This window comes from Streptomyces sp. NPDC017991, assembly GCF_044328075.1.
Taxonomy (GTDB): domain Bacteria; phylum Actinomycetota; class Actinomycetes; order Streptomycetales; family Streptomycetaceae; genus Streptomyces.
In genome coordinates this window covers 248,251-271,895 of the sequence record NZ_JBIRGP010000008.1, presented here as the reverse complement: position 1 = coordinate 271,895, position 23,645 = coordinate 248,251, and the positions used below count along the sequence as shown (strand labels likewise).

21 protein-coding genes are annotated in these 23,645 nt (G+C 70.7%); 8 read left to right on the top strand and 13 right to left on the bottom strand.

The window, feature by feature from the left end:
• Window positions 1-168: 168 nt before the first annotated feature.
• On the top strand, window positions 169-1,755 hold the full coding sequence (locus tag ACH4DZ_RS24355; protein ID WP_398289410.1) for an alpha/beta hydrolase: 1,587 nt from the start codon (window positions 169-171) through the stop codon (window positions 1,753-1,755).
• 206 nt (window positions 1,756-1,961) lie between these two features.
• Here the strand turns inward: ACH4DZ_RS24355 and ACH4DZ_RS24350 are convergent, their stop codons facing one another.
• Together ACH4DZ_RS24350 and ACH4DZ_RS24345 are read right to left on the bottom strand one after the other, a co-directional pair.
• Window positions 1,962-2,684 (bottom strand): lysophospholipid acyltransferase family protein, encoded by a 723-nt coding sequence (locus ACH4DZ_RS24350; protein ID WP_398289409.1) that lies wholly within the window; start codon window positions 2,682-2,684, stop codon window positions 1,962-1,964.
• 228 nt (window positions 2,685-2,912) lie between these two features.
• Window positions 2,913-4,130, bottom strand: a complete 1,218-nt coding sequence (locus tag ACH4DZ_RS24345; RefSeq protein WP_398289408.1) for an aromatic acid exporter family protein — start codon at window positions 4,128-4,130, stop codon at window positions 2,913-2,915.
• A gap of 196 nt (window positions 4,131-4,326) precedes the next feature.
• Here ACH4DZ_RS24345 and ACH4DZ_RS24340 point away from each other — a divergent pair, with 196 nt between their 5' ends.
• Window positions 4,327-5,511, top strand: a complete 1,185-nt coding sequence (locus tag ACH4DZ_RS24340) for an alcohol dehydrogenase catalytic domain-containing protein (RefSeq protein WP_398289407.1) — start codon at window positions 4,327-4,329, stop codon at window positions 5,509-5,511.
• A 266-nt stretch (window positions 5,512-5,777) separates the two neighbouring features.
• Here ACH4DZ_RS24340 and rocD read toward each other — a convergent pair whose 3' ends face one another.
• The 3 genes from rocD to ACH4DZ_RS24325 all read right to left on the bottom strand — a co-directional run bounded on the left by rocD (window position 5,778) and on the right by ACH4DZ_RS24325 (window position 8,492).
• A complete protein-coding gene (rocD, locus tag ACH4DZ_RS24335) occupies window positions 5,778-7,010 on the bottom strand; it encodes an ornithine--oxo-acid transaminase (protein ID WP_398289406.1) in 1,233 nt (410 codons plus the stop codon).
• Window positions 7,007-7,828, bottom strand: coding sequence for a dimethylargininase (gene ddaH / locus ACH4DZ_RS24330; protein WP_398289405.1), 822 nt, complete (start codon window positions 7,826-7,828; stop codon window positions 7,007-7,009). The genes rocD and ddaH overlap by 4 nt, the downstream gene beginning before the upstream one ends.
• A gap of 175 nt (window positions 7,829-8,003) precedes the next feature.
• Entirely contained in the window at window positions 8,004-8,492 is a 489-nt protein-coding gene (locus tag ACH4DZ_RS24325) for an Lrp/AsnC family transcriptional regulator (protein WP_398289404.1), read from the bottom strand.
• A gap of 88 nt (window positions 8,493-8,580) precedes the next feature.
• Here ACH4DZ_RS24325 and ACH4DZ_RS24320 point away from each other — a divergent pair, with 88 nt between their 5' ends.
• From ACH4DZ_RS24320 to ACH4DZ_RS24305, 4 genes are read left to right on the top strand one after another with little or no spacing between them, the layout of a single operon-like run.
• On the top strand, window positions 8,581-9,336 hold the full coding sequence (locus ACH4DZ_RS24320; protein ID WP_398289403.1) for a LytR/AlgR family response regulator transcription factor: 756 nt from the start codon (window positions 8,581-8,583) through the stop codon (window positions 9,334-9,336).
• A gap of 10 nt (window positions 9,337-9,346) precedes the next feature.
• Window positions 9,347-9,757 (top strand): hypothetical protein, encoded by a 411-nt coding sequence (locus ACH4DZ_RS24315; protein ID WP_398289402.1) that lies wholly within the window; start codon window positions 9,347-9,349, stop codon window positions 9,755-9,757.
• A gap of 4 nt (window positions 9,758-9,761) precedes the next feature.
• Window positions 9,762-11,516 carry a cation acetate symporter gene (locus ACH4DZ_RS24310; protein ID WP_398289401.1) on the top strand — a complete coding sequence of 585 codons (1,755 nt, stop codon included), beginning with the start codon at window positions 9,762-9,764 and terminating at the stop codon, window positions 11,514-11,516.
• Window positions 11,513-12,727, top strand: a complete 1,215-nt coding sequence (locus ACH4DZ_RS24305) for a histidine kinase (RefSeq protein WP_398289400.1) — start codon at window positions 11,513-11,515, stop codon at window positions 12,725-12,727. Before ACH4DZ_RS24310 ends, ACH4DZ_RS24305 begins: the two co-directional genes overlap by 4 nt.
• Before the next feature lie 86 nt (window positions 12,728-12,813).
• Here ACH4DZ_RS24305 and ACH4DZ_RS24300 read toward each other — a convergent pair whose 3' ends face one another.
• From ACH4DZ_RS24300 to ACH4DZ_RS24270, 7 genes are all read right to left on the bottom strand, one after another.
• On the bottom strand, window positions 12,814-12,972 hold the full coding sequence (locus ACH4DZ_RS24300; RefSeq protein WP_267024354.1) for a hypothetical protein: 159 nt from the start codon (window positions 12,970-12,972) through the stop codon (window positions 12,814-12,816).
• 13 nt (window positions 12,973-12,985) lie between these two features.
• Window positions 12,986-14,845 carry a protein kinase gene (locus ACH4DZ_RS24295; RefSeq protein ID WP_398289399.1) on the bottom strand — a complete coding sequence of 620 codons (1,860 nt, stop codon included), beginning with the start codon at window positions 14,843-14,845 and terminating at the stop codon, window positions 12,986-12,988.
• 32 nt (window positions 14,846-14,877) lie between these two features.
• A complete protein-coding gene (locus ACH4DZ_RS24290; protein ID WP_398289398.1) occupies window positions 14,878-16,125 on the bottom strand; it encodes a DUF6777 domain-containing protein in 1,248 nt (415 codons plus the stop codon).
• Window positions 16,126-16,347: 222 nt separating this feature from the next.
• A complete protein-coding gene (locus ACH4DZ_RS24285) occupies window positions 16,348-17,298 on the bottom strand; it encodes a cytochrome c oxidase assembly protein (protein WP_398289397.1) in 951 nt (316 codons plus the stop codon).
• Window positions 17,299-17,458: 160 nt separating this feature from the next.
• On the bottom strand, window positions 17,459-18,484 hold the full coding sequence (locus tag ACH4DZ_RS24280) for a 6-phosphofructokinase (RefSeq protein WP_398289396.1): 1,026 nt from the start codon (window positions 18,482-18,484) through the stop codon (window positions 17,459-17,461).
• A gap of 165 nt (window positions 18,485-18,649) precedes the next feature.
• Complete coding sequence (locus tag ACH4DZ_RS24275; RefSeq protein WP_398289395.1) at window positions 18,650-19,378, bottom strand: type 1 glutamine amidotransferase; 729 nt, start codon at window positions 19,376-19,378, stop codon at window positions 18,650-18,652.
• A 19-nt stretch (window positions 19,379-19,397) separates the two neighbouring features.
• Window positions 19,398-20,636 carry a MurT ligase domain-containing protein gene (locus ACH4DZ_RS24270; RefSeq protein ID WP_398289394.1) on the bottom strand — a complete coding sequence of 413 codons (1,239 nt, stop codon included), beginning with the start codon at window positions 20,634-20,636 and terminating at the stop codon, window positions 19,398-19,400.
• A 143-nt stretch (window positions 20,637-20,779) separates the two neighbouring features.
• On the opposite strand from ACH4DZ_RS24270, the gene def reads away from it, so the two are divergent.
• Window positions 20,780-21,319, top strand: coding sequence for a peptide deformylase (gene def, locus ACH4DZ_RS24265; protein ID WP_398289393.1), 540 nt, complete (start codon window positions 20,780-20,782; stop codon window positions 21,317-21,319).
• 155 nt (window positions 21,320-21,474) lie between these two features.
• Here def and ACH4DZ_RS24260 read toward each other — a convergent pair whose 3' ends face one another.
• Window positions 21,475-22,119, bottom strand: a complete 645-nt coding sequence (locus ACH4DZ_RS24260; RefSeq protein ID WP_398289392.1) for a TetR family transcriptional regulator — start codon at window positions 22,117-22,119, stop codon at window positions 21,475-21,477.
• A gap of 169 nt (window positions 22,120-22,288) precedes the next feature.
• On the opposite strand from ACH4DZ_RS24260, the gene ACH4DZ_RS24255 reads away from it, so the two are divergent.
• Entirely contained in the window at window positions 22,289-23,518 is a 1,230-nt protein-coding gene (locus ACH4DZ_RS24255) for an acyl-CoA dehydrogenase family protein (RefSeq protein WP_398289391.1), read from the top strand.
• The last annotated feature ends 127 nt before the right edge of the window (window positions 23,519-23,645 follow it).

Sequence of the window (23,645 nt, the reverse complement as noted above, 5' to 3'; positions counted from 1 at the left end):
ACGGGCTGCAGCACCCGCGAAACGAACATCACCGCTCACCGGACAGAGTTGTTCCGGTTATCGGATTGGCAAAGAAGACACATCGCCCCTGTTCTCAGGTACCTCACAGCCGAAAGGATCCCCCGTACTGACCACGACGACAGTAGGGGGAGAACTCTCTTGAGAGGTATGAGAAAGGTGACGGCGTTCGGCTCGGCCGGAGCGCTCGTCACCGCGACACTCATAGCCGGTGCCGTCGCGGCTCCGACGGCCAGCGCGGAATCCCGCCACGGTCAGGGCAGCCACGTCAGCCCGGCACGCGGCGCCGAGATCGCCGCCGCCCGCGCGGCCGGGGCCGGCATCGACTGGCAGGACTGTCCGGCGGACTGGGGGATCGCGAAGCCCATCCAGTGCGGCTGGGTCACCGTGCCGCTCGACTACGCGAAGCCCAACGGCAAGAAGATCAAGCTGGCGGTCGACCGCATCGGCAACACGGGCACCAAGGCGGAGCGCCAGGGCGCCCTCGTCTACAACCCGGGCGGCCCCGGCGGCTCCGGACTGCGTTTCCCGACCCGGGTCACCAACAAGAACCCGCTGTGGGTGAACACCTCGAAGGCGTACGACTTCGTGGGCTTCGACCCGCGCGGTGTCGGCCACTCGGCGCCCATCTCCTGCATCGACCCGCAGGAGTTCGTGAAGGCGCCCAAGATGGACCCGGTGCCGGACTCCGAGGCCGACAAGCGCGTCCAGCGCAAGCTCGCCGCCGAGTACGCGGACGGCTGTGCCGAGCGCAGCGGCGAGATGCTGCCGCAGATGACGACCCCCAACACCGTCCGTGACCTGGACGTCATCCGGGCCGCGCTCGGCGAGAAGAAGCTCAACTTCCTGGGTGTCTCGTACGGCACGTACATCGCCGCCGTCTACGGCACGATGTACCCGACCCACGTCCGCCGCATGATCGCGGACAGTGTCGTCAACCCGTCGCGCGAGAAGATCTGGTACGAGGCCAACCTCGACCAGGACGTCGCCTTCGAGATGCGCTGGAAGGACTGGCAGGACTGGGTCGCCAAGAACGACGCCGCCTTCCACCTCGGCGACACCCGGGCCGAGGTCCAGGACCAGTGGCTGAAGCTGCGTGCCACCGCCAAGAAGAACCCCATCGGCGGTGTCGTCGGCCCGGCCGAGCTCATCGGCTTCTTCCAGAGCGCGCCCTACTACGACTCGTCGTGGGTGCCGGTCGCGACCGTCTTCAGCAAGTACGTCGCCGGTGACACCCAGGCCCTCGTCGACGCCGCCGCGCCGGACCTCACCGACACCGCGGGCAACATCGCCTCGGAGAACGGCAACGCCGTCTACACGGCCGTCGAGTGCACCGACGCCAAGTGGCCCACCAGCTGGAAGAAGTGGGACCGCGACAACAGCAGGCTGCACAAGAACTACCCGTTCATGACCTGGGCCAACGCCTGGCTCAACCTCCCTTGCGCGACCTGGCCCGCCAAGCAGCAGACCCCGGTGAACGTGAAGACCGGCAAGGGCCTGCCGCCGGTCCTGATCGTGCAGTCCACGCGTGACGCCGCTACTCCGTACGAAGGCGCCGTCGAACTGCACAAGCGGTTCAAGGGCTCCCGTCTGATCACCGAGAAGGACGCGGGCTCGCACGGCGTGACGGGGCTGGCCAACCCGTGCGTCAACGAGCGGGTGGACACCTACCTGCTCACCGGCAAGGTCGACGCGGCCGACGTGACGTGCACCCCGCACGCCACACCCAAGCCGTAGCGGCCCGGTAACGGCAGCCGGCAACGGCAGCCGACAGCGGCAGAATGAAGGGGGCGGCCGTTCAACGGCCGCCCCCTTCTCACGTCCTGATCCTCAACGACGTCCCACCGACACCCAGGCGATCAGCTGGCGGCAGAGTGCCGGATCGGCCAGCGGGAGAATGGCGGCGCGGGCGGCACGGTGTCACGGGTGGTGTGCGCGGAGCGTCAACGCTGCGGCAGGCGCGGGAACTTGCGGGACTTCGCCTTCTCGGCGGCCTCCGCCGCCTTCACATCGGCCGCGTACCGGTCCACGTACTCCTGCTCGGAGAGGGTGAGGATCGCGTACATGATCTCGTCGGTGATGGCGCGCAGGATCGCCTTCTCGTTCTCCATGCCCGCGTAGCGGGAGAAGTCGAGGGGTTCCCCGAAGCGGATCGCCACCGGGTGGATCTTGGGGATCTTCCGGCCGGGGGGCTGGGCCTCGAAGGTGCCGATCATCGCGCACGGGACGACGGGGGCCTCGGCCCTGAGCGCCATCACCGCGACACCCACCTTGCCCTTGTAGAGGCGGCCGTCGTGCGAGCGGGTCCCCTCCGGGTAGATGCCGAGCAGTTCGCCCTTGCTCAGGACGCCGAGCCCTTCACGGATCGCCGCCTTGCCCGCCTCCTTGCCGGAGCGGTCCACCGGGATCTGCCCGGCGCTGCGGAAGAAGAACGCCGTCAGCCGGCCCTTGATGCCGGGACCCGTGAAGTACTCGGCCTTGGCGAGGAACGTGATGCGCCGCTTGAGGATCGCGGGCAGCAGGAAGTGGTCCGAGAACGACAGGTGATTGCCCGCGACGATGGCCGCTCCCGTCGCCGGTACGTGCTCCAGGCCCTCGATCCGGGGCCGGAACACCAGCCGCAACAGCGGTCCCAGGATCACGTACTTGAGAACGTAGTAGAACAACGGGTCGCTCCTCGCTTCGCCGGATCGACCGGACAGGTCCTGGCTGGTCAAACAGGTGTGCTGCGGGACGCCAGTGTAAATGCAGGCCCCGGCCCCTGTAACCGTCCCTGAACGGACTCATGCTGGACCGGTGCGCCCTGGCCGCACCACCCGCCGAGGCGGCGGGTGGCCGGTTCCCGACGGAACCAGTGGAACCCAGGCACCCCGAGCCCCCCCCCCCCCGCGCCCTCAGCGGCGGCGGCCGGCCCGCCGGTCGGCCCGTGGGCTGTCGGCCCGTGAGCTTTCGGCGCGTGACGTGTCGGCGCGTGACGTGTCGGCCCGTGAGGTGTCGGTCCGTGAGGTCTCGTCGTCCCATGAGTCGACCACCGTGGTCAGGTCGTCCAGCAGCCGCTCGGTGTCCGCCGTCAGACCGCCGAGCGCGGGCGTGGCCGCCTGACGGCCGTCCGCGAGGACCGAGGCCAGCCGGCCGTGGGCCGCGACGGCCGCCCGGAGTGCCTGGCGGGCCCGGTGGCGCTCGTCGGCCGTACCGTTCCGGCAGTCGAGGACGTCACCGGCCGCCCGCAGGAGCGGCGACAGGATGCCCGGTACGCCGGGTGCCGACTCCGGGAGCGAGACCGCCTCGGACAGCGAACGCGTGAGCGCCCTGATGTGCTCGGTGATCCGGTCCCAGGTGAAGTCCCACTCGGTGGGCGGCGGTGCGGCGGCCGAACGGCGCAGTCTGCGCCCCGGGTTGAAGCGGCGGCTCTCGTCCGACCACCGGCGCGCGGTCCGCAACTCCGTCACCACGTCGGCCAGCCGCACCGCGCTGTCGTACCAGCCGCGGGCCCGCTCCTTGTCGTACGACGTCTCGATGCCGTCGGCGACCTCGTGCAGCAAGCGGGCGCAGTCCTGCGGCAGCCGGGCGCGCAGATGGTGGACGCGGCCGGAGTGGACCGGAGGCAGGACACTCGCGTTCACGGCGATTCCGATGGCCGCTCCGAGCAGGGTCTCCAGCAGCCGGTGCAGTATGTCGAAGCCGCTGTAGGAACCGTAGGTGAGGACGAAGAGCGCGGCCGTCGGGGCGTAGAAGCCCTGCGTGCCGAGCCGCGCGTAGTTGCCGAGCAGCACGGTCAGAGGCAGGGCCAGCGCCATCGCGGCCATCGTGTCATGCGTCAGTGCGAGGGCGGCGGTGGCGAGCAGGGTGCCCGTGACGACCACCACGACCTGCTGCAGGGCGGTCAGCAGCGAGCGGTAGACGGTGCTCTGCACCAGGAACAGCGCGGTCCACGGTGCCAGGAGCGCCATCGGCGCGTTCCACCACCAGCCGGCGAGGGCCCAGGCCAGCAGAGCGGCACCCGCAGCCTTGAGGGACTGGACCGCCGTGTCGCGCTCGGGCCCGGACTCGGTGAAACATTTGTGCACCGAACGCCCTACGGCGGCGGCTTCCCTGGTGAGGGCGTTCCACAAGTGACGTTCCCTTTCTTTCGCCGCGTCTCGGCGCAGACCCCTCGAAAGTGGTGGGCGGCGCCCGGCCCAGGTACCCGGACAGGGGGACGGTCACTCTTCCTGCCGAGGGAGTACCGGCCGGAGTGTCGTAATGCGGAGAAAGGGGACTCGGGCGATGGCAGAGAACCACGATCACGATCGCTGGAGGAGTCATACCATGCGCGCACTGACCTGGCAGGGGAAGCGGGACGTCCGGGTGGAGACCGTCCCGGATCCGCGCATCGAGAAGCCCGACGACATCGTCGTGAGGATCACCTCCACCGGCCTCTGCGGCTCCGACCTCCACCTGTACGAACTCTTCGGCCCCTTCATCGACCCCGGCGACATCCTCGGGCATGAGCCGATGGGCATCGTGGAGGAGGTGGGGCCGGACGTCACCGCCCTCGCCCCCGGCGACCGGGTGGTCATCCCCTTCAACGTCTCCTGCCGCGACTGTTACATGTGCGACCAGGGGCTCCAGTCGCAGTGCGAGACGACCCAGGTGCGCGAGCGCGGCAGCGGCGCCTCCCTGTTCGGATACACCAAGCTGTACGGGCAGGTGCCGGGCGGGCAGGCGGAGTTCCTGCGGGTGCCGTTCGGCAACAAGCTGCCCATCAAGGTGCCCGAGGGGCCGCCCGACGACCGCTTCGTCTATCTGTCGGACGTCCTGCCCACGGCCTGGCAGGCGGTGGAGTACGCGGCGATTCCGCAGGGCGGCAGCGTCACCGTGCTGGGGCTCGGGCCCATCGGCGACATGGCCACCCGGATCGCCCGGCAGCGCGGCGCCGGCCTGGTCATCGGGGTGGACCTGGTCAAGGAGCGCCTCACCCGTGCCAGTGCCCACGGGGTCACGTGCTTCGACGCCCGGATGAACGGCAAGGACCTCGCGGCCGCCGTGCGGGACCTCACCGACGGGCGCGGGACCGACGCGGTCATCGACGCCGTCGGCATGGAGGCGCACGGTACGCCGTTCGCCAAGGCGGCCCAGTGGATCACCGGCCTGCTGCCCGACGCGGTGGCGCAGCCGATGATGGAGAAGGCGGGGATCGACCGGCTCAGCGCGCTGTACGCGGGCATCGAGCTGGTGCGCCGTGGCGGCACGCTGTCCATCTCCGGGGTCTACGGCGGGGCTGTCAGTCCGATGCCGCTGCTGACGATGTTCGACAAGCAGATCCAGGTGCGGATGGGGCAGGCGAATGTGTGGCGCTGGGTGGACGACATCCTGCCGTTGCTGACGGACGAGGATCCGCTCGGCGTGGATACGTTCAAGACGCACTCCATGCCGTTGGAGGACGCGCCGAAGGCGTACGCGATGTTCCAGGCGAAGGAGGACGGAATGGTCAAGACCCTCCTGAAACCCTGACCGCCCACCGGCCCCGTTAAGGGGCGCGGGAAACTGCGCGAACGGCCCCCACCGGGCCGCACCCGACATACGACCCGCCCTTGCCCGCGGCGCCCACCCGTGGGGGCGGGGCCGGTCGAGCGTCGGCTGCGGGCCGGTGGGGGCTTGCCGCGCAGTTCCCCGCGCCCCTAAAGCCAAAGACGAACAGACTGCGCAGTTCCCCGCGCCCCTAAAAGCTAAAGACGAAAAGATTGCGCCGTTCCCCGCGCCCCTGGGGGGCCCGGGGCTCAGGCACCCCTCCGGAGGACCTTCTCCAGGGTGCCAAGGGCCCTGTGCAGGTCCTCGTCCGTGATCGTCAAGGGCGGGGCCAGCCGGATCGTGGAGCCGTGGGTGTCCTTCACCAGGATTCCCTCACGCATGAGGGACTCGCTGATCTCGCGGCCCGTACCGATCGCGGGGTCGATGTCCACGCCCGCCCACAGCCCGCGCGCCCGGAAGCCGCGGACGCCCTGGCCCACGAGGGCCGACAGGCCGTCCCGCAGCAGCACACCCGCCTGCTCCGCCCGGCGCTGGAACTCGCCCGTCTCCAGCAGTTCCACCACGGCGGAGCCGACCGCCGCGGCCAGCGGGTTGCCGCCGAACGTCGAGCCGTGCTCGCCCGGCCGCAGCACCCGCAGCACCTCGCGCCGCGCGACCACCGCGGAGACCGGCACGATGCCGCCGCCGAGTGCTTTGCCGAGCAGCACCACGTCCGGGACGACGTCCTCGTGCTCGACGGCCAGCGTGCGGCCCGTACGGCCCAGGCCCGACTGGATCTCGTCGGCGACGAAGAGGCACCCCGTCCGCCGGGTCAGCTCGCGCACGCCCCGCAGATAGCCGTCGTCCGGGATGACGACCCCCGCCTCGCCCTGGATCGGCTCGATCAGCACGGCCGCGGTCGTCTCGTCGATCGCCGCTTCGAGCGCGGCCAGGTCGTTGTACGGGACCACCCGGAACCCCGGTGTGAAGGGGCCGAACCCGGCGCGGGCCGTCTCGTCGGTGGAGAAGCTGACGATGGTCGTCGTACGGCCGTGAAAGTTGTCGGCGGCCACGATGACGGTCGCCCGGTCGGCGGGGACGCCCTTCACCTCGTACGCCCATTTGCGCGCCACCTTGACAGCGCTCTCCACGGCCTCGGCGCCCGTGTTCATCGGCAGCACCATGTCCAGGCCGGTCAGCCGGGCCAGGGACTCGGCGAACTGCGCCAGCCGGTCGTGGTGAAAGGCGCGCGAGGTCAGCGTCAGCCGGTCGAGCTGGCGGTGCGCGGCCTCGATCAGGGCCGGGTGGCGGTGCCCGAAGTTGAGCGCCGAGTAGCCGGCCAGCATGTCGAGGTAGCGGCGGCCCTCGACATCCTCGACCCAGGCGCCCTCGGCGCGGGCGACGACCACGGGCAGCGGGTGGTAGTTGTGCGCGAGGACGGGCTCCTCGGCGCCGATCAGCTCGGCGGACGAGCGCAGGGAACGGCTGGGCGCGACAGTCATGAGCGGATCTCCTGTGTGCAGCACTTGATGCCGCCGCCGGCCTTCTGGAACTCCGACAGGTCGACGGGGACGGGAACATAGCCGTGGCGGTCGAGTTCGCCCGCAAGGGCCTCGGCGCGCGGCGCGATGAAGACGTGGCGGCCGTCCGAGACGGAGTTCAGCCCGAACGCCATCGCGTCCTCGTGGGTGGCGACCACCGCGTCCGGGAAGAGCAGGCGGAGCACCTCGCGGCTGCCCGCGGAGAAGGCCTCCGGGTAGTACGCGATGTTCGCCCCGGGTCCGTCGTCGAGCACGAACAGCGCGGTGTCGAGATGGTAGAAGCGGGGGTCCACCAGCGTGAGACTGACCGTGGGGACGCCGAAGTACTCCTGCACCTCGTGGTGGGCGGACCGTGCCGTACGGAACCCGGTGCCGGCCAGCAGATGACGGCCGGCGAACACCAGGTCGCCCTCGCCCTCGCACACCGACTCGGGATGGTGGACGTCGAAGCCCGCGCTCGTGAACCACGTCTCGTACGCGGTCGACTCCGGGCGGCGCTGCGGTGCGTGGAAGAGCGAGCCGAAGACCCGGCCGGCCACGACCAGCGCCGAGTTCGCCGCGAAGACCATGTCCGGCAGACCGGCGACCGGCTCCACGCTGTCGACGGTGTGGCCGTGGGCGCGGTAGGCGGAGATCAGCTCCGCCCACTGGCCCCGGGCCAGATCGACGTCGACCTGCGTGTCCTCGTGCATCCAGGGATTGATGGCGTACTGCACGGCGAAGTGTCTGGGTTCGCAGACCAGAAACCGCCTGGGGCGCGGCACACGGCTCATGGGCACAGAGGGGTTCCTCCGCCTTCCTGAGGTGTCGGGTGGGATACCTCAACGGTAGAAAACGGGGGAGAGGCGTGACAAGCGTCAGAAATTGCGCGCTGCCGAAGAAATGCTGCGTCGTGGGGCCGGTCGGCGCACGATCAGTGCGCGGTTGACCCGAACGGGTGGGGGAACGCCGGGCTCACGCCTCCGGAGCCGGCTGGTTCGCCCCCGCCTCCGGGCTCTCCGGCAGCAGATGCGACAGCACCATGAAGCTGACCGTCTTGCGGATGAACGGCTCCACCCGGATCCGCTCCAGCACCTCCTCGAAGTGCTCCACGTCCCGGGCCCGCACGTGCAGCAGCGCGTCCGCCCCGCCGGTCACCGTCATCGCGGCGGTGATCTCCGGATGGTTGCGCACCACCTCCGCGAGCCGCCGGGGCGGCGCCGCGCCCTCGCAGTACACCTCCACATACGCCTCGGTGCGCCATCCCAGCGCCACCGGTTTCACCGTCGCCGTGAACCCCGTGATCACGCCCGTCTCACGCAACCGGTCGGCCCGGCGCTTGACCGCGGTGGCGGAGAGTCCGATCGCCGCGCCGATCTCGGCGAAACTCGTGCGGGCGTTCGCCATCAGAGCCGTGACGATCTTCCGGTCGAGATCGTCGAAAGACGCGGACATGGGTCTCATGCGGGCACTGTACCCAGCGACGATCCGGCCACGACGACCTTGCCCGCCGCATGTGCAGGCGCGCGGATTGCTCCTACACTCCGGGTTCATGCTGCGCGCCCTCGCCGTCGACGACGAACCGCCCTCCCTCGAAGAGCTGCTCTATCTGCTGGACGCCGATCCACGGGTGAGCAGCGTCGAGGGCGCGAGCGACGCCACGGCGGCGCTGCGGCGGATCAACCGGGCCCTGGACAGCGGTCCGGACGGCGACGAGGGCATCGACGTCGTCTTCCTCGACATCCACATGCCCGGCCTCGACGGACTCGACATGGCACGGCTGCTCGCCGGTTTCGCCAAGCCGCCGCTCGTCGTGTTCGTCACCGCCCACGAGGGGTTCGCCGTCCAGGCCTTCGACCTCAAGGCCGTCGACTACGTCCTGAAGCCGGTCCGCAGGGAACGGCTGGCCGAGGCTGTGCGCCGGGCCGTCGAGCAGAGGGACGCGGCCCCGCTGATACCCGTGCACGAGCCCGACCCGGACCACATATCCGTCGAGCTCGGCGGGGTCACCCGGTTCGTCGCCGTCGAGGACATCACCCACGTCGAGGCGCACGGCGACTACGCGCGGCTGCACACCGACCAGGGCAGCCACCTCGTCCGCATCCCCCTCTCCACCCTTGAGGAGCGCTGGCGCTCGCGCGGTTTCGTCCGCATCCACCGCCGCCATCTCGTCGCTCTCGGTCACATCAGCGAACTCCGCCTGGACGCGGGTACCGTGAGCGTCCTGGTCGATTCGGTCGAACTCCAGGTCAGCCGCCGCCACGCACGAGAACTGCGGGACCTGCTGATGCGCCGGACCGCGAGCTGAGGAGGCGGAGTTGCCCCACGACCCCAGCGACCGGCGTGTCCCCAGCGACCGGCGTGCCCCCGCCGACCGCCGTGTCCCCACCGATCGCCGTGTCGTCGTCACCGGCCCGCCGCGTCGTACGCGCCCGCTGAGCCGCTCCCGGCCGCGGACCGAGATCGACGAGCAGACCACGCTGGGTCACACCTACGTCCGCTCCCTGATGCGCAGCCAACTGCGGGCCGCGCTCACCGTCTTCGCCGTACTCATCCTCCTCGTGGGCCCGCTGCCACTGGTGTTCACGGTGCTGGGAGACAGTTCGCGCCTCGAATGGATCGTGCTCGGCTTCTGCGTCTACCCGCCGCTGGTGCTGCTCGCCCGCTGGTACGTGCGCCGCGCCGACCGCAACGAGAAGGACTTCGTCCGCCTCGTGGAGGACCGCTGAGCACGTGAATGAGAACTACGCCGTTCCGGCGGTCGCCCTCGTGGTCGTCGCCACCGTCTTCGTCGGCGCCTTCGGTCTGCGCATATCCCGCACCACCTCCGACTTCTACGTGGCCTCGCGCACGGTCGGCCCCGGTCTGAACGCGGCGGCCATCAGCGGCGAGTACCTCTCCGCGGCCTCCTTCCTCGGCATCGCGGGCCTCGTCCTCGTCCAGGGACCGGACATGCTCTGGTACCCGGTCGGCTACACCGCCGGCTACCTCGTCCTGCTGATCTTCGTCGCGGCCCCGCTGCGCCGCTCCGGCGCGTACACCCTGCCCGACTTCGCCGAGGCGCGGCTCGCCTCGCAGGGCATGCGCCGGCTGGCCGGAGCCTTCGTCGTCGGGGTCGGCTGGCTGTACCTCCTGCCCCAGCTCCAGGGCGCGGGGCTGACGTTGAACGTGCTCACCGGGGCGTCCAAGTCCCTCGGCGGTGTCATCGTCGCGGTCGTCGTGGTGGCGACCGTCGCCGCGGGCGGTATGCGCAGCATCACCTTCGTCCAGGCCTTCCAGTACTGGCTCAAGCTCACCGCCCTGCTCGTCCCCGCGCTCTTCCTCGTCCTCGCCTGGCAGGACGACGGGGCGCCGCGCCACGCCTTCGACGAACCGGCCACGTTCCGCGAACACCGGGTCGTACGCATCGACGCCGGACTCGACCTGCAGCTCGCCGGGCCGCTGACCGTCACCGCGGACGGCACGGTCGACGGCGTGCGGTACGAGGACCGGCGGGTCAGGCTGCCCGCGGGCGTCCACCGCATCGAGCAGGGCACCCGGCTGTCCTTCAGCAAGGGCGACCCCGTGCCCGCCGCCGACCGCGGCGACAACGGCGGCATGTCCACCTCGCTCGCCGCGGGCCGCGAGGAACGGCCGCTGTACGCCACGTACGGGCTGATCCTCGCCACCTTCCTCGGGACCATGGGGCTGCCGCACGTCGTCGTGCGCTTCTACACCAGCCCGCACGGCGTGGCCGCCCGCCGCACCACCGTCGCCGTGCTCGTCCTGATCGGCCTGTTCTACCTGCTGCCGCCGCTCTACGGCGCGCTGGGCCGCCTGTACGCCCCCGAGCTGACCCTCACCGGGGACGCCGACGCCGCCGTCCTGCTGCTGCCCGACCGGGTGATCGGCGGGCTCGGCGGGGACCTGCTCGGCGCGCTGGTGGCCGGCGGGGCCTTCGCCGCGTTCCTGTCCACGGCGTCGGGCCTGACCATGGCCGTGGCGGGCGTGCTCACCCAGGACGTGCTGCCCTCCCGGGGCGTACGGCACTTCCGGCTCGGCACGGTCCTGTCGATGATCGTGCCGCTCGCGGCGAGCATGCTCGTGGGCGGACTGCCGGTCGCCGACGCCGTGGGGCTCGCCTTCGCGGTGTCGGCCTCGTCGTTCTGCCCCCTGCTCGTCCTCGGCATCTGGTGGCACCGGCTCACCCCGCCCGGCGCCGCCGCCGGGATGCTCGTCGGCGGCGGCTCGGCGCTCCTCGCGGTCGCGGCCACCATGGCCGGCTTCCCGGGGACGGGCTCGCTGCACGCGCTGCTCGCCTGGCCCGCGCTGTGGTCGGTGCCCCTGGGCTTCCTCACCATGGTGCTGGTGTCGCTGGCGACACCCCGGCGCGTACCGGCCGGGACGGCGGCGATCCTCGCCCGCTTCCATCTGCCGGAGGAGCTCGCCGGGGGACAGGTACGCACGGAGGTCAAGGGGAGCACGGAGATCAAGGAGATCAAGGCGTGAGCGGATTCCTGGCGGGACTCTGTGTGGCCGTGCTGCCGCTGCTGGCGGCCGGCTTCTGGTTCGGCCGGCGCACCGCGCGCTCACCGGGCCCCGGGGACCTCGGCACCCCCGTGGAGCACGCCACCTTCGAGACCCTGCACACCGCGTCGCTCGCCGCGCCTCCGCTGCGCGCGGGCCTGACCGGGGAGACGGCCCGCAAGTCCGCACGGCGGCTGCGCACCCTGCTGGGCACCGACGCGCTCTGCCTCACCGACCAGGAGACCGTGCTGGCCTGGGAAGGCGCAGGGGAGCACCATCGTGAGCAGATCATGGAGCGGATCGGCGGCCCCCTGGAGACCGGCCGCGGGGAAGCCTTCCGCCTCGTCTGCGACGAGCCCTACTGCCCGCTGCGCTGGGCCGTCGTCGCCCCGCTCACCGTCGACGACCGGGTGTACGGTGCGCTCGTCGCCTGCGCGCCCCGCGAGTCCGCCGTGCTCGTACGGGCCACCGGAGAGGTCGCCCGCTGGGTGTCGGTCCAGCTGGAACTCGCCGATCTCGACCAGTCCCGTACGCGGCTGATCGAGGCCGAGATCAGGGCGCTGCGGGCCCAGATATCCCCGCACTTCATCTTCAACTCGCTCGCGGTGATCGCCTCGTTCGTGCGCACCGACCCCGAGCGGGCCCGCGAACTGCTCCTCGAATTCGCCGACTTCACCCGCTACTCGTTCCGCAGGCACGGCGACTTCACCACCCTCGCCGACGAACTGCACGCCATCGACCACTACTTGGCACTGGTGCGGGCGCGCTTCGGCGACCGGCTCTCGGTCACCCTGCAGATCGCCCCCGAGGTGCTGCCGGTGACCCTGCCCTTCCTCTGCCTGCAGCCGCTCGTCGAGAACGCCGTGAAGCACGGCCTGGAAGGCGGTCCGGGCAACGTTGACAGGAGCCGTATCAGCATCACCGCGCAGGACGCCGGTGCCGAAGCGCTCGTCGTCATCGAGGACGACGGCCCCGGCATGGACCCCGGCCGGCTGCGCCGCATCCTGGCGGGGGAGACCGACCCGTCGGACGGCATCGGTCTGTCGAACGTCGACGACCGGCTGCGGCAGGTCTACGGGGACGGCTACGGCCTCGTCATCGAGACCGCTCCGGGCGCGGGTATGAAAATCACCGCCCGGTTGCCGAAATACCAGCCGGGCGTGCACTCGGCGGGGCGCCTGACCCGCGAATGAGCCGTTCCTGAGCGGCACCGCACGAACGAATCCCCGGGAGAGAGCCGCAGGCCCTGCTCCCGGGGAACCGGTCGCGCGGTGCCTCATCAGGTGGGCCGGGAGGCCACCATCGCCAAGGTGATCAGACCGAGCACCACCCAGCCGAACCACAGCCAGCCGTTGCTGCCGAGCGCCACCGTGTAGGCCGTGACCATCACCAGGCCGCCGACGGTGAGCACTCCCATGGTCTTCGTGGAACCGGGCATCGCAACACCCTCCTCATGGTTCGTCCTTCTCCATGGTGCCCCCGTCCCTGCGAATTGCAGTACAGACGACGGAATGAGTGCCGGAGGTCCAGGCGCTGTCGCCCACCCAGGACGAGCCCGTGTAGACGTCCGGGTCATAGCCGTAGTCGTGGGGCGGCACCTCCTCCCGGCAGACCGTGGCCGCCCGCCGCCTGGCCTGGGCGAGGGTCGTGTCCGCGCTCATCCGGTGGAAATCGAGCACCTGCTCCTGGTGCGGGCCCCGGCACGGGACGAGTTCGGCGATGTTGTCGTTGATCCGGTCGAGACAGTCCCGCTTCTGCATGGTGGCCGTGTCGCTGAACCGCATTCCGGCAGGGCGACGGTCCCCGATCGGCCCGAACAGCGGTTTGCCGCGCGCGTCGAGCAGCAGACAGGCGACACGGTGCCCGGCGGTCTCGAACCCCGCCGAGGTCGGCACGGCGGCGTACGAGCGGACGTCCGCGAGCTTCTCGCGGGTCTCCTCGGTGCGCTGCTCGCACCGGGTGGCGCCGGCCGAGCGGGCGTCCTGGGCGGACGCCGCCTCGAACACGGCCATCACCTGCCCGTACGTCTCCTCGCCGAGGCACTTCACCACCCGGAGTCGCGGGTCCCCGACGAAGGGGGTACCGGTCCACTTCGTCGCGACGCAGTTCCCGTCGGCGAGCGGCTCGGACAGACCGACGGCGTCCCCGTACGGCCTGGCGTCACCGTCCCCCGGCAGGTTCGCCACGGCGTACCAGGCTCCACCGCCCGCCAGGGCCAGCCCCAGCGCGGTCGCCAGTACGGCCGTCCGGGCACGGTTGCGTGGACGGCGGCGCCGCCCGGGGGCCGCCGGGGGAGGGCCGAAACCCCGCCCGCCGGACCACGGGCCCGGCGCCTGTCCCGAAGGCTGCGGCCCGGCAGGTGTGCGGGGTGCGGCCGTACGGGTGATCCCGCCCGCCCACGGGGGCTCCGAGCCGGGGTCGAGCTGGGTCCGGGGATGCGGCTGGGGCGTCAGGATCGCGGACAGCGCGGCCTCGGTCTCCTCGGCGGTGATCCGGCGGACCGGGTCCTTGGTGAGCATCGCCGACAGCAGCGGTTCCAGGGCGCCCGCGTGCAGCACGGGCCGCGGCTGCTCCAGGACGACGGCGGTGAGCGCCGCGAGCCCCGACTCGCGGTCGAAGGGCCCGTACCCCTCGACGGCGTAGTAGAGCGTGCAGCCCAGCGAGAACAGGTCCGCGGTCGCGGTGGGCGGCCCGCCCTGGGCCCGCTCGGGCGCCAGATAACCGGCGGTGCCCACCAGCGCGGAGGTCAGCGTGTACCGGGTCTCGTCGCCGTCGGGCTGCACGGAGATGCCGTAGTCGGTGAGCAGGACCCGGGCGTACGGCGATCCCGTGCGGTCCGGGGCCAAGAGGATGTTGGCGGGCTTCACGTCCCGGTGCATGACCCCGCGCTCGTGCCCGGCGGTCAGCGCGTCCAGCACGGCGAGCCCGATGCGGGCGCACTCGGCGGGGGCGACGGCCCCGCGCCGGGCGACCAGGGCGCTCAGGTCCAGCGCCCCGGCCACGTACTCCATCACGATCCAGGGCAGGCCCTCGTGCTCCAGGACGTCGTGCACGGTCACGACGTGCGGGTGTCCGCGCAGACCCGCCGCGTGCCGGGCCTCGGCACGGGCGCGGGCCACCCGGGCCGAGCGGTCGTGGTCCGCCTCGCCCGGGTCGCGGAACACGATCTCCTTGAGCGCGACCTCGCAGGCCAGCCGCTGGTCGTACGCGAGCCAGACATGGCCCATGCCGCCACTGCCCAGCGGGCTCAGCAGGAGGTAGCGGCCGGCGATGACCCGGCCGACTCCCGACTGCGGTGTTCCTGATGTCATCCGGTCACTCCCGGGGTTCTGCTCCTGATGGCCTACGCCGGGCCCTGGGCCGCCTCGCCGATGCCCGGCCCGCCGGGCGGGGCGGGTCCGCTGAGCGTGGGCTCCACGGAGGTGGAGCCGGCCGCGGACGGCGTACCGGCCGCTGTCGGGGCCCAGACCGACGAAGCCGGTGGCGGCGGTGGGGCCGGTGACTGCTCGACCGGCGCGGACCGGGTCACGGTGGGTGTGCCGCCGCCGGGCGACGTCGAACCCGTGCCCGACGACGTCCCGCCGCCGGGCTCGGACTCCTTGGCCGACGGCGAGGTCGACGTGCCCGACGGCGACTTCGACCCGTCCGACCCGTCCGACCCGTCCGACTCGGTCGGCGACGACGGAACGGGCGTTCCGCCGGAGTCCGTGTCCACGCTCAGCGTCACGGCCTGTCCGAACGCCAGCGGCGTCCCGGGCCCGGGCGTGGAGCCGGTCACCGCCGCGTCACCCGGTGGGAGTTCGTCCCCGGAGTACGCCACGGCCAGGCCCAGCCCGGCCAGCGCCCGACCGGCCCGGTCGAAGGTCATCCCCGCCACGTCCGGCACCTCGTGCCGCTTCGTCGCGTCGAAGACGCTGTCCTGTTCGCCCGTGGTGCCGACGGGCCGGCTGATGGCCGTGCCGGGATCGTCCACATCGAGGAGGGCGATCCGCTCCAGCGGCCGCGGCGAGGGCTCGACGGTCACCACGTCGGACTTCTCGTAGCCCGCCCACTTCTTGTTGCCGTCCTCGAACGTGACCGAGATCTTCCCGGGATCCTTGTCGAAGGCCTTCAGTGGATTTCCGCAGGAGCACTTCACGGCGGGAAGTCCCTGGTCGTTCACCAGAACCGCGATCCCCGCCTCAAGCAACGAGCCGTAGGAGACCGCTTTGCCTTTTTTGTAGTCATGGTTCTTCACGAGAGTGTCGTGACGCAGCAGGACCGGTGTGAGATCGTCCAGGTACTCCTCGGTCCGATCAGGCGTAATGCCCACGATCCGCGCCCATTCCCGGGCTTTTTGTCGATTCTCGGGATCGGTGAGGAAATCCTTGAGCCGCTCGATGTCACAGACCTGCTGGTCACGGGTTCCCCCGTAGAGACCAGGGGTGTTGCCCTGCTGCAGACCGCTGTGCGCCTCCTCGGGCGCGAGTCCCCTGCGGTCCTTGCCCAGTGATCCGTCCTCTTCGAAAAAGGGCGCGAGCGACGGTATTCCGGCTGCGACGGCCCGCACCGCGAACAGCCGCTGTCCGGTGCATCCGCTGAGGATCAGCACAGCGGCCAGTAAAACGGCGAGCCTTCGGACCACGGTTTTCCCGGCCCTCGGCAAGCATGCGTGAATTGTCATGACCGCTCCCCCCGGCTGCGGTTCCCCCGAACCCCGCAGAACGGAAGCAGGGCGTCACGCGCCATGCTACTGAAGGGCAAAGCCTTTCAGTCAAGGGGAATTATCAAAGGGGGCGGTGTGACCGGAAGGCAGAAAGAGGTGGAAAGGAACTCAGTGGCCGCGTGCGTCGAGTGAGGCCAGATAGGCGTTGTACGCCTCAAGTTCCTTGTCGCCGTCACGGTCCGCGGCCCGGTCCGAACGCCGAGCCTGGCGCTGCTCGGAGCGGTACCACTGGAAGAGCAGGGCGAGCAGCACGAGCACGGACGGGATCTCGCTGAACGCCCAGGCGATGCCCCCCGCCGCGTTCTGGTCGGAGAGGGCGTCGATGCCCAGCGAGGCGGCCGGGTTCTTGTACGTCTCCACCATCGGCTCGGACGCCATCATCAACGCGATACCGAAGAACGCGTGGAACGGCATACCGGCGAACAGCTCCAGCATCCGGATCAGATAGCCGGGCCGGTGCGGGCCGGGGTCGACGCCCATGATCGGCCAGAAGAACACCAGGCCGACGGCGAGGAAGTGGCACATCATCGCGATGTGCCCGGTCCTCGACCCCATCAGGAAATCGAAGATCGGCGAGAAGTAGAGCGCGTACAGGCTGGCGATGAAGAGCGGGATCGTGAAGGCCGGATGCGTGACGACCCGCATGAACCTGCTGTGCAGCAGCATCAGGAGCAGCTCGCGCGGCCCCTTGCGACCCCGTCCCGCGGTCGGCAGCGCGCGCAGCGCCAGGGTGATCGGCGCGCCGAGCAGGATCAGGATCGGCGACAGCATGCTGATCACCATGTGCTGCACCATGTGCACGCTGAACATGACCATGCCGTAGTCGTTCAGGCCGGTACAGAGGACGAGCATCACGCTCAGGACACCGACGACGAACGCCACGGTCCGCCCGACCGGCCACGCGTCACCGCGCCGCACGAGCCGCGCCACACCCCACCCGTACAGCGCGAGCCCCACCAGGCAGGCGACGAGGAAGAACGGGTCCGGGGACCATTCGAGCCCCCGCCCCAGCGTGAACGGCGGCAGATCCATGGACGTGCCGTGCCCGCTGTGATCCATCCGCCGGCTCCTGTTTCGTACGGGTTGCGCGCTGTCTGTCCCCCACAGACTAGAACCGCCCCCGGTCGGACCTACGACCGGGGGCGGGTTCAGGGTGCCCCGTCAGGGGCGCGGGGAACTGCGCGACCAGCCACGACGAAACCCGCAGTCGGCGACTCCCCTAAAGCACGCACTCCGCTTCCGCGTACCGCGAGTCCGGCACGGTCTTCAGCGTCTCGACCGCCTCCGCGAGCGACACCATCACGATGTCGGTCCCCCGCAGGGCGGTCATGTTGCCGAACTCACCCCGGTGCACGGCCTCCACCGCGTGCCACCCGAACCGCGTGGCGAGCACCCGGTCGTACGCGGTCGGCGTCCCGCCGCGCTGCACATGCCCGAGGATCACCGGCCGGGCCTCCTTGCCGAGGCGCTCCTCCAGCTCGATGGAGAGCTGCCGGGCGATGCCCGCGAACCGCTCGTGCCCGTAGACGTCCTTGCGGCCCTCGTCGTACGTCATCGTGCCCTCGCGGGGCTTCGCACCCTCCGCGGCGACGACGATGGCGAACTTCTTGCCCGCGGAGAACCGTTCACCGACCTTGGCGGCCAACTCCGCGATGTCGAAGGGCCGTTCCGGCACGACGATCGCGTGGGCGCCCGCGGCCATACCGGAGTGCAGGGCGATCCAGCCGGTGTTGCGGCCCATGACCTCGACGATCAGGACGCGCTGGTGGGACTCGGCGGTGGTCTTCAGCCGGTCCAGCGCCTCGGTCGCGACCCCCACGGCCGTGTCGAAGCCGAAGGTGACGTCCGTGACGGCGATGTCGTTGTCGATGGTCTTCGGCACACCGACGATCGGCAGACCGCTGTCCGACAGGAGACGGGCGGCCTTGAGCGTGCCCTCGCCGCCGATCGGGATGATCGCGTCGAGCCCCAGCTCCTCGACATGGCCCCTGGCCCGCTCCACACCGTCGCGCAGATGCGCGGGCTGGACCCGGGAGGAACCGAGGATCGTGCCGCCGCGGGCCAGGATGCCGCTCACCGCGTCGAGGTCGAGCTTGAGGTAGTCGCCTTCCAGCAGGCCCTTCCAGCCGTCCCGGAAGCCGATGACCTCGTCGCCGTGGTCGACGACGGCGCGGTGTACGACGGACCGGATGACGGCGTTCAGACCGGGGCAGTCGCCGCCGGACGTGAGGACACCAATGCGCATAGTCCGGAATACCTTCTCAACGTGGACCGGTAACCGGACCACGCTGTCCGGCAGGACGCCGCCACCCTACCGGCGGCAGGGGGCGGATCCGCAGGGTGCGTCCGCCTGCTGGACGTGCCCGCACAGGTGAGCGGGCACGTCGCCGGATGGGCTGCGCCGACGGGGTCAGGCAGGCTGCTGAGCAGCCGAGATGCGCTCGGAGCGCAGCGCCTCGTACCACCGGTCGTCGATCGGCGGCAGGGCGTTCACATCGAGCGCCAGCTTGAGCAGCAGGTCCGCGATCAACGGGTTGCGGGCGAGCACGGGCCCGTGCATGTACGTCCCGAAGACCGTGTCGTTGTACGCGCCCTCCGTGCCGTCGCCCGTCCCGTTGCCCTTGCCCAGGCGCACGTTCGCGAAGGGGCGGGCGGTGGGGCCCAGGTGCGTGATGCCCTGGTGGTTCTCGAAGCCGGTCAGCGGCGGCAGGCCCAGCCGCGCGTCGATGTCGCCCAGCACGTCACCGACGCACCGCTCGCCCTCGCCCCGGGTGGAGGTCACGTCGAGCAGACCGAGGCCCGGCTCGCGCTGGCCCAGGTCGTTGATGAACTCGTGGCCGAGGATCTGGTAGCCGGCGCAGACCGAGAAGACGATCGCGCCGTTGCCGACGGCGCGGTGCAGACCGCCGTCGCGGCGCAGCCGCTCGGCCGCGAGACGCTGCGGCCGGTCCTCGCCACCGCCGATGAGGTAGATGTCACCGGAGGTGGGGATCGGCTGGTCGCTGCGTACGTCGAGACGGGCCACGTCCAGGCCGCGCTGGCGGGCCCGGCGCTCGACGACGAGCGCGTTGCCCTGGTCGCCGTACGTGCTCAGCAGGTCCGGATAGATCCACACCAGCCGAAGGCTGTTGTCACTCATTCTCTTCGTCCTCCGGGGTTCAGTTGCCGACACGACGCCTCAGGTCCTGGAAAGCGGTGTAGTTCGCGATGACCTCGATCCGGCCGGGCGGTGCCTGCTGCACGGCCTGGTCGAGGTTCTCGCAGACCTGGAACTGCTGGTTCGCGACCTCCAGCCGTACGGCGAGGTCCAGCTTGCGGTCGCCCAGAACGAAGATCGAGTGACCGGTGAGCCGGGTGTAGTCGACGTCCCACAGCCAGGAGGTGTCGGTGCCGTCGGCGCCGCGCGCGTTCACCGACAGGATCACCGGGGTCGGCGGCGGGTCGATCAGGGAGAACGTCTCCAGCCAGCCCGCCGGGTTCTTGGCGAGCAGCAGGCGCAGGTCGCGCTGCATGAACTGCACGACGTCGTAGCGTCCGGCCACGGCCTGCACCTGGTACATGCGTTCCAGGGCGACCTGCGGCGGTACGCCGAAGACGGCGGCGACGGCGGCCGACGAGGCGGCGTTCGCCTTGTTGGCACGGCCCGGCAGCTGGAGGTGGATCGGCCAGGCCGAACCGTGCGGGTCCAGGACGTGGTCCCCGGAGAGCGCCCAGCTGGGCACGGGACGGCGGAAACCGCAGTCGCCGCAGAACCAGTCGTCGCCGGGGCGCTGCATCACGCCGCCGCACGACGGGCAGGACCAGGCGTCGTCCTTCCACATCTGGCCGGCGGCCACCCACACCACGTTCGGTGAGGAGGACGCGGCCCAGACGACCAGCGGGTCGTCGGCGTTGGCGACCACGACCGCCTTGGAGCCGGCCAGGCCCTCGCGCCAGTGCTCGGCCATCATGCGGGTCTCGGCCGCGCGGTCGAGCTGGTCGCGCGAGAGGTTGAGCAGGGCGATGCACTTGGGATCCGTGTCCCGCGCCACCCCGGACAGGTACTTCTCGTCGACCTCGATGACGGCGAACCGCGAGTCGGAGCCGCCCGCCAGCGCCGAGGTGATACCCGCGGGCATGTTCGCGCCCAGCGCGTTCGAGACGACGGGGCCCGCCGCCCGCAGCGCCTCGGCGATCAGCCGCGTCGTGGTGGTCTTGCCGTTCGTGGCCGACACCAGAATGACGTCCAGGTGCTGAGCCAGCCTGGCCAGCAGGTCGGGGTCGAGTTTGAGCGCGACCCGGCCGCCGATCACCGATCCGCTGCCGCGGCCCGCGGCACGTGAAGCCGCCGCGACCGCTTTGCCCGCTGTCACGGCGAGCTTGGCCCGCGGCGACAGCGGGTCCGAGTTGCCTGCCATCAGTTCCCGATCCTCCTTGCGTACGGCGCCGCGCACTGCCCCCGGCAACGTCTGGCCCTCAGCCTATCGAGATCCACTCGCAGGCCCGAACCGCGGCACCACTCCGAAGTCCGCGCGACATCGAGGACCGTACCCTTGCCGCCATGCGACACGGCTCGATCCCCGGCGCCAAAGGGCGCGTCCTTCCCCTGTCTTTGCTCGGCGACCCCGTGTTGCACACACGGTGTGAAGAAGTTACGGAGTTCGGTCCTCAACTGGCCCGTCTCGTCGAGGACATGTTCGCGACGATGTACGCGGCGGAGGGGGTCGGGCTGGCCGCGAATCAGGTCGGGGAGTCGTTGCGGGTCTTCGTGTACGACTGTCCCGATGACGACGACCGGCGGCATGTGGGGCATGTGGTGAACCCGCGGCTGGTGGAGGCGGACGGGGTGGTGCTGCGGGGGCCCGAGGGGTGCCTGTCGCTGCCTGGCCTTGAGGCGGGCACCGAGCGGTACGACCATGCCGTGGTGGAGGGGGTGTCCCTGGACGGGGCGCCGGTGCGGGTGCATGGGAGTGGGTGGTTCGCCCGGTGCCTTCAGCATGAGTGCGATCACCTTGACGGTGGGTTGTATGTGGATCGGGTCACGGGGTGGCGGCGGCGGAAGGTGCTTTGGCAGGCGGGGCGGGCCGCTTGGGGGGCTTGAGGGTTCGTTGTCGGGTGCGGGTCCGTTGTGGCTGGTCGCGCAGTTCCCCGCGCCCCTAAAGGCAAAAGGCAAAAGACTGCGCCGTTCCCCGCGCCCTTGTAGGGCAAAGGCAAAAGATTGCGCCGTTCCCCGCGCCCCCAGGGGGTGGACGGTGGTCAGAAGCCTGGGCCGCCTGCTTTGTCGCCTGCTGCTGCCAGGCGGCCCCAGAGGAGGTCGGCCAGGGCGCGGACCAAGTCGGCGCGGGCGCAGGGGCGTTCGCCGAGCCACCAGTCGCCGGCGGCGTGCATCATGCCGACGATGCCGTGGCCCCAGACCCGGGCCAACTGCTGGCTGTTCGGGCCGAGATCGACACGCTCCTCGATGACGTCGGCCAACTCCTCGCCCATGCGGCGCAGGAGGGGGAAGGAGTACGCCCCCATGTCGAAACCCTGCTCGTTCTGCGAGCCGCCCTCCGACGGGTGCATCAGGAACCGGTACACCTGCGGGCGGGCCTCGATCGCCGCGAGGTACGTGTCGAGCGTGGCCTCCACCCGCTCCCGGCGCTCGGCGGGCGCGTCGAGCGCGGCGCGCAGCGCGCCGAGGAGGGCGTCGGTGTGACGCTTGGCGAGGGCCGCGTAGAGTCCGCCCTTGTCGCCGAAGTGGCGGTACAGGATCGGCTTGGTGATGCCCGCCTCCGCCGCGATGGCGTTCATCGAAGCGCCCGGGCCGTCGCGGAGCACCACCCGGTCGGCGGCCTCCAACAGCTCACGCCGTCGGCGGTCGGCGGACCTCTGCTGATCGGTCCGCTGCGTGGTGTCCATGATCTCTCCCCACCCGTGCTGATTCGGTGACGCCTGCGCAACGTAACACCATGCGCGGAGCCCGCCTCGAACGGGCTGCCGACCTGGAACGGGGAGTTGACTTTTACTACCGACCGGTAACAGGCTACCGTTACCGCAAGTAACACGTGAGTGCAGCGCTGGAGGGGACATGGCCGAGTTCACCATGGAGCTCAACGACGAACAGAAGGAGGTGCGGGACTGGATCCACGGCTTCGCCGCCGACGTGATCCGCCCCGCGGCCGCCGAATGGGACGAGCGGGAAGAGACTCCCTGGCCGGTCATCCAGGAGGCCGCGAAGGTCGGCATCTACTCCCTGGACTTCTACGCCCAGCAGTACTTCGACCCCACCGGCCTCGGCATCCCGATGGCCATGGAGGAGCTGTTCTGGGGCGACGCGGGCATCGCCCTGTCGATCGTCGGCACCGGCCTCGCCGCGGTGGGCGTCCTCGCCAACGGCACCGAGGAGCAGATCGGCACCTGGATCCCCCAGATGTACGGCGACGCCAACGATGTCAAGGTCGCCGCCTTCTGCTCGTCCGAGCCCGACGCAGGCTCCGACGTCGCCTCGATGCGTACCCGGGCCGTGTACGACGAGGCCAAGGACGAGTGGGTCCTCAACGGTACGAAGACCTGGGCGACCAACGGCGGTATCGCCAACGTGCACGTCGTGGTCGCCGTCGTCGACTCCGAGCTGGGCTCCAAGGGCCACGCGTCCTTCATCGTCCCGCGGGGCACGCCCGGTCTGTCGCAGGGGCAGAAGTTCAAGAAGCACGGCATCCGCGCCTCGCACACCGCCGAGGTCGTCCTGGACAACGTCCGCGTTCCCGGCTCCTGCCTGCTCGGCGCCAAGGAGAAGCTCGACGAGCGCCTCGCCCGGGCCCGTGAGCGGGCCAGGGCGGGCAACGGCGAGCGCCTGAAGAACGCGGCAATGGCCACGTTCGAGGCCTCCCGCCCCGCCGTCGGCGCCATGGCGGTCGGCACCGCACGGGCCGCGTACGAGGTGGCCCTCGACTACGCGAAGACGCGCGAGCAGTTCGGGCGGCCGATCATCGACAACCAGGGCGTGGCCTTCCAGCTCGCCGACATGCGTACGTCGATCGACGCGGCGCGGCTGCTGGTGTGGCGGGCGTCCTGGATGGCGGTGAGTGGGAAGCAGTTCACCTCCGCGGAGGGCTCGATGTCGAAGCTGTTCGCCAGCGAGACGGCGAATAAGGTGACGGGGCAGGCGATTCAGATCCTCGGCGGGAACGGGTACACGCGCGAGTATCCGGTCGAGCGGATGCACCGGGACGCGGCGATCTACACGATCTTCGAGGGCACGAGTGAGATCCAGCGACTGGTGATTGCTCGCACGCTGTCCGGCATGCCGATTCGTTGAGGGTTGTGGGGACCTGCGGGCACGTCGTGGCCGGTCGCGCAGTTCCCCGCGCCCCTTCAGGGCGAAAAGCCGGGGCGCAGCCCCGCTTCTCAGGGGCGCGGGGAACTGCGCGACCAGCCCCCACCGG

Bases quoted from the DNA above. Each gene is read 5' to 3' on its own strand.
- ACH4DZ_RS24325 (WP_398289404.1), bottom strand. From the start codon at position 8,492: ATGAGACCCATGTCCGCGTCTTTCGACGATCTCGACCGGAAGATCGTC.
- ACH4DZ_RS24295 (WP_398289399.1), bottom strand. From the start codon at position 14,845: ATGACATCAGGAACACCGCAGTCGGGAGTCGGCCGGGTCATCGCCGGC.
- ACH4DZ_RS24270 (WP_398289394.1), bottom strand. From the start codon at position 20,636: ATGGCAGGCAACTCGGACCCGCTGTCGCCGCGGGCCAAGCTCGCCGTG.
- ACH4DZ_RS24320 (WP_398289403.1), top strand. From the start codon at position 8,581: ATGCTGCGCGCCCTCGCCGTCGACGACGAACCGCCCTCCCTCGAAGAG.
- ACH4DZ_RS24260 (WP_398289392.1), bottom strand. From the start codon at position 22,119: ATGGACACCACGCAGCGGACCGATCAGCAGAGGTCCGCCGACCGCCGA.
- ACH4DZ_RS24285 (WP_398289397.1), bottom strand. From the start codon at position 17,298: ATGGATCACAGCGGGCACGGCACGTCCATGGATCTGCCGCCGTTCACG.
- ACH4DZ_RS24355 (WP_398289410.1), top strand. From the start codon at position 169: ATGAGAAAGGTGACGGCGTTCGGCTCGGCCGGAGCGCTCGTCACCGCG.
- ACH4DZ_RS24275 (WP_398289395.1), bottom strand. From the start codon at position 19,378: ATGAGTGACAACAGCCTTCGGCTGGTGTGGATCTATCCGGACCTGCTG.
- rocD (WP_398289406.1), bottom strand. From the start codon at position 7,010: ATGACTGTCGCGCCCAGCCGTTCCCTGCGCTCGTCCGCCGAGCTGATC.
- ACH4DZ_RS24300 (WP_267024354.1), bottom strand. From the start codon at position 12,972: ATGCCCGGTTCCACGAAGACCATGGGAGTGCTCACCGTCGGCGGCCTG.
- ACH4DZ_RS24340 (WP_398289407.1), top strand. From the start codon at position 4,327: ATGCGCGCACTGACCTGGCAGGGGAAGCGGGACGTCCGGGTGGAGACC.
- ACH4DZ_RS24255 (WP_398289391.1), top strand. From the start codon at position 22,289: ATGGCCGAGTTCACCATGGAGCTCAACGACGAACAGAAGGAGGTGCGG.
- def (WP_398289393.1), top strand. From the start codon at position 20,780: ATGCGACACGGCTCGATCCCCGGCGCCAAAGGGCGCGTCCTTCCCCTG.
- ACH4DZ_RS24280 (WP_398289396.1), bottom strand. From the start codon at position 18,484: ATGCGCATTGGTGTCCTCACGTCCGGCGGCGACTGCCCCGGTCTGAAC.